The organism is Shimia sediminis (assembly GCF_003990645.1).
GTDB lineage: Bacteria > Pseudomonadota > Alphaproteobacteria > Rhodobacterales > Rhodobacteraceae > Shimia > Shimia sediminis.
The window spans coordinates 1-14,234 of record NZ_RYZK01000018.1 but is presented as its reverse complement, the minus strand read 5'-3'; the positions used below and the strand labels follow the sequence as shown (position 1 = coordinate 14,234).

The 14,234-nt window shown below is 49.2% G+C and carries 12 protein-coding genes and 2 pseudogenes; 13 read left to right on the top strand and 1 reads right to left on the bottom strand.

The features are described 5' to 3' along the window. Positions 1-19: 19 nt before the first annotated feature. The 13 genes and pseudogenes from EK369_RS20830 to EK369_RS20765 form a co-directional block, all read left to right on the top strand. Positions 20-448: pseudogene (locus EK369_RS20830) on the top strand (IS30 family transposase); the annotation flags it as partial. A gap of 490 nt (positions 449-938) precedes the next feature. Continuing rightward, positions 939-1,304 (top strand): MarR family EPS-associated transcriptional regulator, encoded by a 366-nt coding sequence (locus tag EK369_RS20820; protein WP_127116209.1) that lies wholly within the window; start codon positions 939-941, stop codon positions 1,302-1,304. A 19-nt stretch (positions 1,305-1,323) separates the two neighbouring features. Further along, positions 1,324-2,241 carry a UTP--glucose-1-phosphate uridylyltransferase GalU gene (gene galU / locus EK369_RS20815; RefSeq protein ID WP_127116208.1) on the top strand — a complete coding sequence of 306 codons (918 nt, stop codon included), beginning with the start codon at positions 1,324-1,326 and terminating at the stop codon, positions 2,239-2,241. Positions 2,242-2,363: 122 nt separating this feature from the next. Continuing rightward, on the top strand, positions 2,364-3,359 hold the full coding sequence (locus EK369_RS20810; protein WP_127116207.1) for an NAD-dependent epimerase/dehydratase family protein: 996 nt from the start codon (positions 2,364-2,366) through the stop codon (positions 3,357-3,359). A 152-nt stretch (positions 3,360-3,511) separates the two neighbouring features. Next, on the top strand, positions 3,512-4,162 hold the full coding sequence (locus EK369_RS20805) for a CatB-related O-acetyltransferase (RefSeq protein WP_127116206.1): 651 nt from the start codon (positions 3,512-3,514) through the stop codon (positions 4,160-4,162). After that, entirely contained in the window at positions 4,159-5,049 is an 891-nt protein-coding gene (locus EK369_RS20800) for a glycosyltransferase (RefSeq protein WP_127116205.1), read from the top strand. Before EK369_RS20805 ends, EK369_RS20800 begins: the two co-directional genes overlap by 4 nt. Before the next feature lie 125 nt (positions 5,050-5,174). Further along, positions 5,175-6,323 (top strand): hypothetical protein, encoded by a 1,149-nt coding sequence (locus EK369_RS20795; protein WP_127116204.1) that lies wholly within the window; start codon positions 5,175-5,177, stop codon positions 6,321-6,323. A gap of 291 nt (positions 6,324-6,614) precedes the next feature. Next, positions 6,615-7,148 (top strand): sulfotransferase domain-containing protein, encoded by a 534-nt coding sequence (locus tag EK369_RS20790; RefSeq protein ID WP_127116203.1) that lies wholly within the window; start codon positions 6,615-6,617, stop codon positions 7,146-7,148. After that, a complete protein-coding gene (locus tag EK369_RS20785) occupies positions 7,121-8,011 on the top strand; it encodes a glycosyltransferase family 2 protein (protein WP_127116202.1) in 891 nt (296 codons plus the stop codon). The genes EK369_RS20790 and EK369_RS20785 overlap by 28 nt, the downstream gene beginning before the upstream one ends. Positions 8,012-8,100: 89 nt before the next feature. Then, positions 8,101-9,213, top strand: coding sequence for a hypothetical protein (locus EK369_RS20780; protein ID WP_127116201.1), 1,113 nt, complete (start codon positions 8,101-8,103; stop codon positions 9,211-9,213). Between the two features lie 183 nt (positions 9,214-9,396). Continuing rightward, a complete protein-coding gene (locus tag EK369_RS20775) occupies positions 9,397-10,827 on the top strand; it encodes a mannose-1-phosphate guanylyltransferase/mannose-6-phosphate isomerase (protein ID WP_127116200.1) in 1,431 nt (476 codons plus the stop codon). Then, complete coding sequence (locus EK369_RS20770) at positions 10,824-12,008, top strand: nucleotide sugar dehydrogenase (protein ID WP_127116199.1); 1,185 nt, start codon at positions 10,824-10,826, stop codon at positions 12,006-12,008. Before EK369_RS20775 ends, EK369_RS20770 begins: the two co-directional genes overlap by 4 nt. A gap of 95 nt (positions 12,009-12,103) precedes the next feature. After that, positions 12,104-13,504 (top strand): phosphomannomutase, encoded by a 1,401-nt coding sequence (locus EK369_RS20765; protein ID WP_127116198.1) that lies wholly within the window; start codon positions 12,104-12,106, stop codon positions 13,502-13,504. A gap of 57 nt (positions 13,505-13,561) precedes the next feature. Here the strand turns inward: EK369_RS20765 and EK369_RS20760 are convergent. Beyond that, positions 13,562-14,161, bottom strand: a pseudogene (locus tag EK369_RS20760) (S1 RNA-binding domain-containing protein); the annotation flags it as partial. Between the last annotated feature and the right edge of the window lie 73 nt (positions 14,162-14,234).

Sequence of the window (14,234 nt, the reverse complement as noted above, 5' to 3'; positions counted from 1 at the left end):
CGTCGTTGCAGAGATCGTTGGGCAGTCAAATGTGACGTCATTAGTCGAGCGGGTCAGCCGCTTCACCGTCATCCTCAAGAATCCCAACAAGCGAACAAAGCCTGTGATAGGAAAGATCATGGACGCTATCCGAGATCTCCCTTTAGCAGCCCGGAAATCCATCACATTCGACCGAGGCACCGAGTTCGTCAGCTGGCCGCACCTTCAAGCCGAGATCGGAACGCAGACCTGGTTCTGTGACCCGTCTTCACCGTGGCAGAAAGGCACTGTCGAGAACACAAATCGACGTCTTCGAAGATGGCTGCCCCGCACGCGTGACATTAGATCGATGAAAGATCACGACATGAAAATGATCTGCGACCGTCTCAACAACACGCCCCGCAAGTGCCTGGGATGGAAGACGCCAGCAGAGGTGTTTCGCGAAAAGGTGATGGAGGAATTGCGGTGAGACCCCTACCCTGAAGACAACAAGAGTCGCGGTTCAGATATCGCTCACAGGCGTCATTAGTTGAGCGGGTCAACCGTTTCACCGTTATCCTCAAGAATCCGAACAGGCGAATTAAGCCGGTGATGGGAATGATAATGGACGCTATCGCTCACATTTTGCCGAGCGTAGGACCCAGGAGGGCAGTCGATTTCAGTTGACTTCGCTCTAAGAATTCGCGAATTGCCAAGGCAAATTAAGTCCACTTTGCGATTTAACAACTGATCGCCAAAAAAAGGCCTTTTGAACCATTCAGATCTGATATTATTGAGCTGACGACAACCCCCTCAAACCGATAGTTTCCCGAAATTTACTCCTTGCCCTCTTTCCATTGACATCTTATCGTTCAAACTTGAGCGCCCATGATTAAGCGTCGTATGAATTTGAATGAAGCCTTTTTCGAACCTCCCCTCAAAGCGAGCTTCGGTGCGGTAGCCGTGGTAATAACGCTCTGATGGTCAGCCGCCGCGCAGAACAGCAGGAAGACACCCGCTTCCAGATCCTCCGTCTTTTGGAAGAAAATCCGGAAATGAGCACCCGCCAGCTGGCAGATGCTGTCGGGATTTCCAACGGTACCGCCTATTACATGCTGAAAGCGTTGGTGCAAAAGGGGATGGTGAAGCTCAGCAATTTTACCGCCTCGCAGCACAAAGGGCGTTATGCGTATGTGCTGACACCACGCGGTATGCGAGAAAAAATGTGGCTGACAGCTCGGTTCTTGCGGCGCAAACGGGTGGAATTTGAGGCGCTTTCAGACGAGATCGTGCGGCTTGAGGCGGAGTTGGAGAAGGGTGAAGCCAGCCCCAGCAGACCTAAATAGTATTAGAGAGAATCATTAAATGGAATTTAGTCGAACAATTCGCAAAGCCGTATTTCCCGTTGCTGGGCTTGGCACACGTTTTCTTCCGGCGACCAAGGCTATGCCGAAAGAGCTTTTGCCGATTCTCGACAAGCCGATCATCCAATTTGCGGTTGAAGAGGCGATTGAAGCGGGCATAACGGATCTGATCTTTGTCACAGGCAGGACGAAGCGCGCCATCGAGGATCATTTTGACGGTAATCCCGAGCTTGAGGCGACATTGCTCAAGAAAGGAAAAACGGATCTCGTCGAGATGCTGCAAGATATCACACCTCCTGGAGTGAATTGCATTTTCGTGCGACAAGCCGAAGCGCTTGGGCTGGGGCACGCGGTGCTTTGTGCTGAGCCGGCAGTTGGGCGCGAGCCGTTTGCCGTTTTGTTACCTGACGACTTCATGTCAGGCGCGCCGAAGCCCACAGAAGAGCTGGTGCGCCACTATGAAGGCACCGGCAAAGTTGCCTTGTCAGTTTTATCTGTCGAATCTGACCAGATCAGCAATTACGGCGTCATTAATCCGGCTTCCAACATTGGCGACGGCCCGATTCCTATCACGGGGATCGTCGAAAAACCCGACCCCACCGAAGCTCCATCCGACTTCGCCGCAGTAGGGCGATATGTGTTTGAACCGAGTATTTTCAACCATTTGCGCGAGATTAAACCTGGCGTGGGGGGAGAAATCCAGCTTACCGACGCGATTAACGCAGAAGCAAAAAATGGCAGGGTGGATGCGGTCAGGTTGATAGGGCGGCGATATGATTGTGGATCAAAGTTCGGCTATCTCGAGGCAATTGTGGATTTTGCGTTGGAGCACCCGGAGTACAACGAACCGTTCACAAAACTAATCTCTGAAAGACTATCGGACCGCAAAAAAAACAAAGTACTTTCCAATCAATTTTAACTAAAGGAAACGCGTTGCCGATTTCGTTCCAAGCAGAAGTTCACGAACCCAGTCATTCAGCAAGATTTCAGAACCGGCACACGATTTTCGGCCAATCATAATGCAATTCGGAGGCTGTCGTAATGGAAGACCAACCAAGAATTACCGTAATCGGAGGAGCAGGGTTTGTCGGCACGAATTTGTGTCAGAAACTTTTTGACCGGCAAATCCCTTTCGAAATTATCGACATCAAGAAAAGCCTTCGCTTCCCCGAGAAGTGCAAAACTGGTGATGTGCGAGACATCGAAAGCCTGCGCCAAACAATTAGTGGTAACGTTGTCGTAAACTTGGCGGCCGTTCACAGAGACGACGTCCGCGACAAGACCGAATACTACCGAACAAACGTCGATGGCGCTGCTAATATAGCCGAAGTCTGTGTCGACAAGGGCATCAATAAAATTGTTTTCACAAGCTCGGTGGCGGTTTATGGCTTTGCTGAGCCTGGTACAAGCGAGAGCGGAAAGATTAACCCCTTTAATGAGTATGGCATGACCAAGTACCAAGCCGAAGAAACATTGCGTTCATGGCAAGCTGAGGGCGATCATGAATTGCTAATTGTGCGCCCAACGGTGATCTTCGGTGAAGGGAATAGAGGAAATGTGTACAATCTATTGAACCAAATTTCCTCTGGGAAATTCGTGATGGTAGGATCTGGGAAAAACCGAAAATCAATGGCATACATCGGGAACATAGTCTCATTTCTTGAAAAGTGTCTCGAATCCAAAAAAAAATATGCGGTTTACAACTACGTTGACACGCCTGACTTGGAAATGAACACTCTTGTGCGACAAGTTAGAAAGTTACTTAAGGGTCAAGATAACGTTGGCCCACGCCTACCGTATTGGGTTGGCTTGATTTTAGGCTACATTGCCGACGGTATTACAAAGATTACGGGCAAGAAACTTCCCCTTAGTTCAATTCGCGTGAAGAAGTTCTGTTCTTCTACATCCTTCGCCTCCGCAAAAGCTGACCTTGATGGGTTTGAGCCTCCATTTACGCTTCAAGAAGGTATCAAACGCACTCTCCATAGCGAATTTGTTGCGCCAAATCCAAAACGAGAAATTTTCTACACCGAGTAGCCATGTCGCTTAAAGAGCATTTGGATTTGAGTTTTTTGGCAATAACGTAAACGATGTCTTTTCTGGTGGGCGAAAATTTTCAAAGTAATAGGTTGAACACGAGCGTTCATGGTCAACCCCAAAAAACTCCGATTCTAAAATGAGTAGGACGAATGCTGTTTTTTCTTCTTCGTAACCGTGTACGGTCGATACTATTTTGCCTTGCGCATGCTTATAGGGGTAAAGGCTTTATTCACCCTTCTTCTGAGATTTTGAGGGGCGTCTCGGTTGGTCAGTACACAAACATCAACCATCCATCTTTTCTTGGTGCCGGTTGTCGCATTGGAAAGCTCTGCGCGATTGGTGGCCGATTAGTCGTGCGTACAGAGAACCATGACTATAGCTATTTAAACATGAACTACCGAGCGCAGAAAAGTTGGTTGAATTCAACGACTTTACCCAAGCGAACATCTGAAGACGGCGTCACTATTGGAAATGCTGTCTGGATTGGTGACAGTGTAATTGTTCTTCCGGGAGTGAGTATCGGCAACGGAGCCGTTATCGGTGCGGGATCGGTCGTTACCAAGTCAGTACCGGATTATGCAGTTGTTGCAGGGACACCCGCGCGTTTTCTACGATGGAGGTTCTCGGAAAAGATAATCGCACTTCTCGCTGGGCGGGCTTGGTGGGATCTCGAGGGTAGCGATTTGGAAAAAGTCAGGCGCATTTTCGAAAGCCCTTTGACTCCGGAATCGGCTAGGGAACTTTGCTTGGCCGTTGACAACCAGAAGCGGAACCAATCAAAAGAGAGACCACTTCAATGAATGTCTGTGGACCGGAAGATTTCGATTTCCATCTAACATTTAACACCAACGCGGATCACGTAAAATATAGTCGAATTTATGAGACGCTGGGAGTTAAGAGGCTCCGGCGAGTAGTTTTCAACAAGAGAATTCTGGTAACAACTGCGGGAATAAAAGAGGCCTTGGCCGCCTGCATACTCCGATACGTGTTCTTCAACAAAGTAACAATGACGATTCATGACTACGAGCCGCATCCCGGCCCTAAGGAACGGCAGGTCCGCCTTTACAATCGTGTCGTAGAACGATTGTTCCCATTGCACTTTCATAGCAAGTATCAATATGACATGGCTCTCGGCAGCAATAATTCAGTTTTTCATCTTCCGCTGCTAATTTCAGAGAAGAGACTTTGTGAGAGGCAACGGCGGGACTATGTGCTGGCATTTGGAAGAAACGAGCCTTACAAAAACTTCCCATTCATGGAAAAATTGAGCGGTGAATTAAAGAGCTCAGGCCTATCAGTGGTTGTCGCCTCGGCGGGATGTGATTTAAGGAAAAATGAAAATTTCGACGTTATTTCTGAGTACATTGGGGATGAAACCCTGGAGAATCTCATTAGGGAAGCTAGGCTGGTTGTGGTCCCGTACACCTCCTGCACCCAAAGCGGCGTAATAAATGCAAGCCACGAAAACGGAACACCCGTTGCCGTTACAAATATTCCTGGGTTGACCGAATACGTCGACGATCAGAACCTGGGCACAGTGATAAGTCTGCAACCGTGCGACGCTGCAAAGACTATTGAGCGATTTTTGGCTGAATGGCAGCATTCAGAATTTTTGCGGGCTCTATTGAAAAAGCTTGAGTACACTCCTCACCTTATGGAAAAAGGCGACAAATTTAGTACGGAATGAGCGCCATTTACCTAGGATTGGGTTTGGCGAGACAATCCAAGATGGTCATTTTGGCCGGAGCTACTTTTTGATACCGCACCATAACCAAGCAGGCCACTTTGATAAATATCTTCTCACTAATATTCGTGCTGTTCTGCTTTGCCTTCTATGGGGTTGCGGGAGTTGCATCCGAAGCACCCATCTTTTCAGTGACAATTGTAGCGCAGATTCTGGTATGTGCGCTGTTGCTCGGTCGCCAAAAGGTAATAACGTACGAAACTGGGCCAGAAGCCGACTGGACTTTAAACAGCGGCTTTGCACGGGTTTTTCGTATCCTGATACTTTTCTCAATGCCATTTTTCTTTTTTTTGGCAATACATGGAATTCCAGCGCTGTCGACACGCCCGGAAGTTAGCAGAGTAGAGTTTTCCAACAGCATTTCCATTTATGACCGGATTTATCCAGTAGTTTTTTATCTGCTCATTCTTTTGTCCTTTCTCGGTGTGTCGTCAGCGAAAACGTGGCTCAAAAAATCAAAGTTTATTTTGGTGATGTTTTTTATATTGCTCGCTTTCATTTTGAGTGGATATCGAGCTCGTGCCGTGGACGGGTTTATTCTACTGGCTATAGCAGCTGCAGTTTCCCGTCAGGGCGGTAAATCCAAAATTGGCATCAAAGCACTGCTGCGGCTCTCTGGGATTGGCTCAATTGTCTTGTTGATTGGCCTGATACCGGCTGTCTACCTGACTATGATCAGATTCGAGACACAGGATTGGCGGCAAGGAATCGAGCTCGTGTACTGGAGGGTGTTTGAGGTAAATTACGAGACAAATATTCCGCGAATTGATCATTTCGTTAGCACCATGGGCATCGGATATGGAGAATACTACTTTCGCGATTTGCTTTCGGTTTTTGTCAAAAGCATGGAGTCATCGCAGGTTTTCGTCACCTCGTATTTCAACTCGCAAGGTGGAGTTTTCGTAATGACGACGACCTTTCTTGGAGAGGCTATTCTAAATTTCGGTCGCAGTTTTCTCCTTTTATCGATCGTACCATTTCTTCTTCTTGTTTCATTAAACAGAGTGGTGCTGAAATCACTTTCAGCGCCAGCGATCCATCACCACTTTGAACTTTCGATCAATTTGTTGTCTCTTTACTATATTGCACGAATCGTCCCGACTGGTGGTGTATCGAATGCGTTTGTGACGAAACTGCTTCCCCTTTATATCGTCATAACACTGGTTGTTTTCTGTTTCTTTGTGCTCTCAGGGAAAATCAGGATCCGAAAAACTTAGATGGTATTGAAGCGCTATTGCTAATGCATTTCATCGCAATAAAAGCCCCGGATGATCGTTTGGTCGATCAAATGCGCCTAGGATATGGCCTAAACGGAAAAATCGTCAACAAACTGATGATCTTTACCAACACTCCTATTTCCGAAGGTCTAGGGTTTCCGTGCGATGTTACTGAGTCCACCGAGTATCAAATCACAAATTTAGAGGTCTAGTTATTTGAACGTTTTTTTCTTGTCACCTGGGCGTACTGCCACAACTTCAATAGTCAAAGTATTCTCGAGTTTAGAGGGTATGACAGCAGGGCACGAGACGCGCGTTAAGGAAACGTATGAAACCCGCCTGAACTATCCAAACAATCATATCGAAGCAGACAATCGGCTTACATTCTTTTTGCCGCAGCTCACGGAAAAGTTTGGCAACGACGCGGTTTTGGTAATCGTCGTACGAGATAGGAAAAAGATTGCTGCATCTTACTCGAAAAGGTGGTTTAAGACGAACTTACCCAAACTGTATTCACAAGGCATTCTACTTCGGGATTTTCATGAAAATTCGGACACCTTGTTGGAGGGCATGGTCGATTGGATGTACGACACCATATTTTTTTGCTCCAAGTATTGGAAGCACGTAGTAATTTTTGATCTCGAAAATCCGCGCGAAGGCCTTTCGGCTCTGGCGGAAAAAATTACTTTTGACGTAGATAAAGCGGAGGCGGCTTACTACGAGACGTTCGAAAACCGAAACAATCTGGAAGTCAGGAATAAGATTTCAATATTGAAGTACTCTGTCACAAATTTGCTTTGGGATATACGGCAATGTTTTCGATAATAATCCCCTGTATTTCAAAAAGACACGCTCTAAAAACCGTGGAATCATGCCGAAAAGTTCTCAATAATCCCAAAGAAGAACCCCAGTTCATTGTCGTGATCGACGGTGGCAATAAAGTTGGAACTGAGGAGTCGAACGGCGTCCTTTTTAGATACTTGAAAGGTATCAATGGATCCTATGCAGCGCGCAACGAAGGGGTGCGATTTGCGAAATACAACCAGCTTCTTTTTCTGGATTCAGATGTCGAGGTTCTAGAGCTCCCAGATATTGAAGTTGCAAAGGCTGAGAATACTTTGATCGGGCCTTTGGTTTGCTTCGATCGCGATCCTGAAGACGGGGCCGAAAGATGGTATTATCAAAATGCCTTCAAACAGGCCGAATTTATCAGGAAATACCAGTTCCTTCCCACGATTTCCTTATTCGTTTCACGCAAGCTTTTTGACTCACTAAACGGGTTCGATGAACGATTCGTTTCGGGTGGCGATGTGGATTTTGGACACAGAGCAACTGCCGCTGGTTTTGGGCTGACTCTGGATGAACGTTTTAAGGTACGAACTAAGTTGAGAAACGCGCAGCAAATAGTGAAAAAAATTGAGCGTCAGAGTTATGGCCAAGTATTCGAAATGCTCAACAGTGAGCAACCTTGGAGGTGGATCGTTTTACTCCGGATTGGTAAAAACTCTCTTCTCTGGATACAGTCTCTTCTCTTTGGCATGAAACGATCCGGAGACTTTTCCGTCTCACACATTTACGCATGCCGTTGCAGAGCTCTGACTGCATCTCTTTTCCTGACTAAAGATCGGATAACCGGTAGAGCAACCTTGGCTAATAGCAGAGAAGTTGCGTACGAGCGACAAACTTGACCAAAAAAAATAACTTAAGCCAAAATCCAACTGCCCGAGACGAAACGTGATTGGGGCAGGAGCCGGAAATACGATACAGGGTTTCCAAAATGAAACGCCTTGAAAACCGGAACATATTTGCCGCATTGCGCACGGGTGCGCATTTCGCTCCATTGTCATTGCTGGTTTTTTTATCGTATTTCGACTACGCACTCGAAGCGAGCTTCATTGTAAAACTTCTGAATACTTCCGCTCTTTTTTTGGCCATATTCTTTTTTGGCCAGCACACACGGGTCGTTTTTTCGCCGGAAGCAAAACCATCCGCTTTAGCCGCAATTCTCTTTTTGCCATTTATCATTACCACGCATTTTTTTGCTCCGGACCTTCTTGTCATCTTTGCAATCAGTTTCCTGATGGCGACCCTCGCATTTTGGGAACATATTGCACGCGGTTGTAAGAGTTTTGGCCTATCGATCTTCCTGCATTCAAAGTTCTATCTTTTGATAGCAGTGATGCTCAATTTGCTAGGTGTTTTTGCGACGCTGCCAATTGCGGTGATTTTTGTTAGCTCGGTCTTTCTTACCTGGATAGTTTTCCGTCTTTTCTCAAAAGGGGTAGTTTGGCGGATGTCTAGCTTACCAGTGGGAAGCAATTCCTCTATTTGGGTTACCTCGATTGCAAATCTGGTCAACAGCAATCTGGACGTTCTGGTTGCAAGTTACTTTCTTCAGCCGGCAGAATCAGTCCAGTACTTTTTACTCAGCAGAATTATTCGGGCGCCGGAACCCTATGTTATTTCACTTGTTGCACATTTGAATACAGAACTATCTTCCTGTTCAAATGGTGAAGCAATGCTGAGAGTGTTTCGCGGGCATCAGACTCGGGTGCTCCGGCTTCTGTTGATCTATGTTCTTCTGGTTACAATTGTTTCTCTCGTGGCCAGACACTACTTTCCGATAGATTTGGTGCTTGTGGCTATCATTTGTATCTCGTTTTGTTTGCTTCAAGTGGTATCGGGCCACGGCTTTCTTCTCGTGCGCATGGGTAAGTACTTTCCGAACTTGATTGTGTCCTGCCTTGGGGCCGCTGCCGGTCTTGGATTTGTCTTAGTGCTGGTATTGAAGGGTTTCGAAGGCAGTGCTTACTTACTCGCCTCTACAATTTTCCTATCAGCGCTCGTCAAGTTTTTGAGCGTGCGTTTTCTGTTGAGTCGCCCCATCTAGAAAACTGCCAGCTTGCCCCGTCAATTTTCTTCTGAAAACTGAAGCTTCAATCGTGTTCACACAAACAACCCATATTAGATCCAGCGCCAGTCGGAGAAACTTTGAGCGAAAGAACAAATTACCACACCATGGCTACTCTATTCGCAATCGCTTCCACTATTTTGACTTAAGAGGAAAGTCACCATGATTACACCCGTACTACTTTGCGGTGGCGCAGGGACCCGTCTGTGGCCTCTGTCACGAAAAAGCTATCCTAAGCAGTTCTCTCACCTTTTCGGGAAAACTACCTTGTTCCAGGCTGCCGCGGAACGTCTATCAGGAGAAGGCTACGCTTCCCCAGTAGTCTTAACCCATTCCGACTTTCGTTTTATTGTCACCGAGCAGATGACGGAGATTGGTATTGATCCCAGCACTATTATTGTCGAGCCTGATGGCCGCAATACTGCGCCCGCGATTTTGGCAGCAGCCCTTTGGTTGGAAGGAACTGACCCAGACGCCCTGATGCTTGTAGCTCCATCCGATCATGTCGTGCCAGATCCAGCAGCGTTCCGGAACGCAGTTGCGGCCGGGTCCGAAGCGGCTCATGCCGGACAATTGGTTACCTTTGGTATCACGCCGACCCACGCCGAAACCGGCTATGGCTATCTCGAGCTAAACGATGAAGCAGCCGATTTTTCCACGGTGCCTCTCAAACGTTTCATCGAAAAGCCTGACACATCAAAAGCAGCCGAGATGCTGGCAAAGGGAAATTACCTTTGGAATGCGGGTATTTTCCTTTTCTCGGTGAAAACCATTGTTGAAGCTTTCCAGGCACACGCATCTGAATTGATCACCCCTGTGAGGAAATCCATCGACAAAGCCCAACCCGATCTCGGTTTCCTGCATCTAAACCCTGATGCATGGCAAGGCGTTGAAGATATCTCGATCGATTATGCCGTCATGGAGCGCGCTGAAAACCTTTCGGTCGTTCCTTTTTCATCTGGTTGGTCTGACCTGGGAGACTGGGACGCGGTTTTGCGCGAGTCCAAACAAGATTCTCGAGGTGTTGCAACGTCTGGCTCGGTAACCGCAATAGATTGCGACAACACGCTGTTACGTTCAGAAGAGGGAATGCTGGAAGTTGTCGGCATTGGTCTAAACAATATTCTCACTGTAGCTATGCCTGATGCGGTTCTCGTGGCCGATTCTTCGCGCGCGCAAGATGTCAAAAAAGCCGTTGATGCGTTGAAAGCAAAACAGGCCAAGCAAGCTGAAACCTTTTCCAAAGATCACCGTCCCTGGGGCTGGTTCGAAAGCCTGGTAATCGGTGAACGCTTCCAGGTGAAACGCATCGTGGTTCACCCCGAAGCTTCACTTTCTTTGCAGAGTCACCACCATCGATCGGAACACTGGATTGTTGTTGAAGGGACCGCAAAAGTCACCATCGATGAAGAAGTGAAATTGGTGGCGGAAAACCAATCAGTCTATATCCCACTCGGAGCCGTTCATCGAATGGAAAACCCTGGTAAACTTCCAATGGTTCTTATCGAGGTGCAGACTGGGTCCTACCTCGGCGAAGATGACATTATCCGTTACGAAGATGAGTATGCTCGTGGGCAAGGTGCCAAAGGATGAGCAAATCAAATCAAAAACGGATAGTCGTTGTTGGAATAGGCTACGTTGGCCTATCAAATGCAGCTCTTTTGGCTCAAAAAAACTCCGTCACTGCGGTTGATATTTCGAAAGAACGGGTCATTTCGGTCAACGAGCGAAAAAGTCCAATTGTAGATGAAGAGCTTGAAGATTTCCTAGCAAATCGCAAGCTAGATCTTAGTGCGTCGACCGATCTTGTTGACGCTCTTAAAAATACCGATGTTGTAATCATCGCTACGCCTACAGATTACGATCCTAAGACCAACTTCTTTGATACGTCGTCAGTTGAAAAGGTGGCTTTGGAGGTAACACAACATGCCCCCAACGCAACTGTGGTTATAAAATCCACTGTCCCAGTGGGTTTTGTCGTCGGACTTAGAGAAAGGACCGGCAACCCTCATATTATGTTCAGCCCAGAATTCCTTCGCGAAGGGCGAGCGCTATTTGACAATCTTCATCCAAGCCGAATAATCGTTGGTTCGAAAACAAAAAAAGCGCGCCAATTCGCGGAACTACTCGTGGAAGGCGCCATCGATAAGGACGTTCCTGTTCTTTTTACCTCCCCTTCGGAAGCCGAAGCCATCAAGCTGTTCGCGAATACCTATCTGGCTATGCGTGTAGCATTCTTCAATGAGCTCGACAGTTATGCCATAGCGCACGGTCTGGAAGCCAGACAGATCATTCAGGGCGTAAGCCATGATCCACGAATTGGCAATCACTACAATAATCCGTCTTTCGGCTATGGAGGCTATTGTCTGCCCAAAGATACCAAACAGCTTCTAGCAAACTATGCCGATGTGCCACAAAGTCTTATTGCTGCCATTGTGGAAGCAAACAGAACCCGCAAGGACTTCCTTGCAGATCGGATTGTGGCAAAGAACCCCAAAACGGTGGGCATTTTTCGGCTAGTTATGAAAGCTGGATCCGACAACTTTCGGCAATCGTCTGTACAAGGCATCATGAAACGCCTGAAGGCAAAGGGTATAGAAGTTATCATCTACGAACCAGCAATGAACGATGACACATTCTTTGGGTCTCGGGTCGTTCGCGACGTTGATCTTTTTAAACTAGAAGCCGAGATAATCGTCGCCAACCGTGTCACACCGGAGATCGACGACGTCAAGGACAGAGTGTTTACTAGGGACCTTTTTGGGTCGGACTGACGGAGATGCCCCTAACATCATCGCCCGCATCAAGAACCTACGACTGCGGTGACAATCGGGCGGTTACGTTCTGCCTGTATATGGAGCTGTAAAGCATGCCCCCAAAATTCGGTACCAGTGGCTTGCGTGGCCTGGTAAGTGAGCTGACCACAGATTTGATCACAGCCTATACGCACGCCTTTTTACAGACCTGTCCACTGGGTGGCGGTGTGCATGTCGGTTGGGACCTTCGCCCCTCTTCTCCTGAGATCGCGGCAACTGTGATCGCAGCGATACGCGCGGCCGGTATTGATGCCTATGAAAGTGGAGCCGTGCCAACCCCTGCCTTGGCGCTTTCGGCGATGACCCAAGGTCACGCGGCGATAATGGTCACCGGTAGCCATATTCCAGCCGACCGTAACGGGCTTAAATTCTATGTCCCGCAGGGTGAGATATCCAAAGCTGATGAAGAACGGATATTAGCAGCGTTTGAGGCCAGATCCGCCCCCCAAACAACCAATCCCGGCCGCCTGATTTCGGACAGCAACTGCATCTCAAACTATGTGTCCCGATATCGCGAGGCGTTTGGATCAGATGCGCTGCAGGGTTTACGGATCGGTGTCTATCAGCACAGCTCTGTGGCGCGTGACATCATGGTCGATGTCGTCGCCGCCTTGGGCGCCACCCCAGTACCCCTGGCACGCTCGGATGTGTTCATTCCGGTTGATACCGAAGCAGTCGACCCAGAAACACGCTCGCAATTGCAAGCATGGGTGAAGGAGCATGCGCTGGACGCTGTGATCTCCACCGATGGTGACGCTGACAGGCCAATGCTGGCCAATGCAACCGGAGACATTGTGGCCGGCGACGTGCTTGGTCCGCTGACGGCCCGCTTCCTCGGGGCCACCAACGTATGTACGCCAGTGTCCTCAAACAGCATAGTCGAGATGATGGGCCACTTTGCGAATGTGGATTACACCAAGATTGGATCACCATTTGTAATCGCCGCCATGGAACAGGCCCTTGCCCAAAACTCCGCGACCAAGGTGATTGGTTACGAAGCCAACGGTGGAGTTCTTCTGGGGTTCTCGGCGCAGGACCCCTGCGGGGCGTTGCCGCCGCTGATGACCCGCGATTGTCTCTTGCCCATTCTCGCGCCTTTGGCGGCTGCGAATGCATCAAAGCAAAGTATCGCGGCATTGGTTGCATCATTGCCTTCACGTTTTACAGCCGCAGATCGCCTGCAAGGCATCGAACCGCAAGACTCAGCGCAGTTTCTTGCGGAAATGACGGATAGCCCCGAAATCCGCGCCACGTTCTTTTCCGAAATGCCTGCTGAATTGTCATGCGATACGACCGACGGGCTGCGAGTCACCTTTGAGGGCGGCGACATCGTGCATCTGCGCCCTTCAGGCAACGCTCCGGAATTCCGCTGTTATGCGGAAAGCGCAAGCGCCGAGGCCGCGGCGGCACTGGTCGCGAAACACCTTGCCCTACTGCAAGACCGTCTAGGATAAGCCGCAGGTAGAACAGCAGCTGTTCGCGGCCAATTCTGGCCGCTACACGCCTATGCCCTACCGCTTCTTCATCGCATCCAACAGCGCCGCCCCAAGCGCGCCGGTCTGATCCGTGCGCCCAGCAGAACCACCCTTCCCCCTCTGAGCACTCTGCCGCAGTTTACCGTGCCCCTTCTGAGGCCCCCTGCCCTTGCCGCCAGGCTTCCCACCTCGGTCGTCACGCGCAGCACCACCGCCGTCCTTACGCATACTCAGACCGATGCGTTTGCGGGCCACGTCGACCTCGGTCACGCGCACGCGGACCACGTCTCCCGCTTTCACCACCTCATGTGGGTCCTTGACGAAACGGTCGGCAAGCTGACTCACGTGCACCAACCCGTCCTGATGCACGCCGACATCCACAAAGGCGCCAAAGCCGGCCACATTCGTCACCGTGCCTTCCAGGGACATGCCGGGTTTCAGGTCCTTGATGTCCTCGACTCCTTCGGCGAAGACCGCCGTTTTGAAGCTCGGGCGCGGATCGCGGCCGGGCTTTTCCATTTCTGACAGAATGTCACGCACCGTCGGCAGGCCGAAATCTGCCGTAACGAAGTCCTCAGCGTGCAGGCGACGTAGCGCCGCCGGGTTGGCCATCAGGCTGCGCAGATCGCTGCGACAGGGGCGTTGTCACATAAACCTGCCCTCGTTGCTGCCGTCGAATTTTGCTCGTAGGCATCTCGGATGAGCATAC

Coding starts and splice junctions, on each gene's coding strand:
- EK369_RS20820 (WP_127116209.1), top strand. CDS start 939: ATGGTCAGCCGCCGCGCAGAACAGCAGGAAGACACCCGCTTCCAGATC.
- galU (WP_127116208.1), top strand. CDS start 1,324: ATGGAATTTAGTCGAACAATTCGCAAAGCCGTATTTCCCGTTGCTGGG.
- EK369_RS20810 (WP_127116207.1), top strand. CDS start 2,364: ATGGAAGACCAACCAAGAATTACCGTAATCGGAGGAGCAGGGTTTGTC.
- EK369_RS20805 (WP_127116206.1), top strand. CDS start 3,512: ATGCTGTTTTTTCTTCTTCGTAACCGTGTACGGTCGATACTATTTTGC.
- EK369_RS20800 (WP_127116205.1), top strand. CDS start 4,159: ATGAATGTCTGTGGACCGGAAGATTTCGATTTCCATCTAACATTTAAC.
- EK369_RS20790 (WP_127116203.1), top strand. CDS start 6,615: ATGACAGCAGGGCACGAGACGCGCGTTAAGGAAACGTATGAAACCCGC.
- EK369_RS20780 (WP_127116201.1), top strand. CDS start 8,101: ATGAAACGCCTTGAAAACCGGAACATATTTGCCGCATTGCGCACGGGT.
- EK369_RS20775 (WP_127116200.1), top strand. CDS start 9,397: ATGATTACACCCGTACTACTTTGCGGTGGCGCAGGGACCCGTCTGTGG.
- EK369_RS20770 (WP_127116199.1), top strand. CDS start 10,824: ATGAGCAAATCAAATCAAAAACGGATAGTCGTTGTTGGAATAGGCTAC.
- EK369_RS20765 (WP_127116198.1), top strand. CDS start 12,104: ATGCCCCCAAAATTCGGTACCAGTGGCTTGCGTGGCCTGGTAAGTGAG.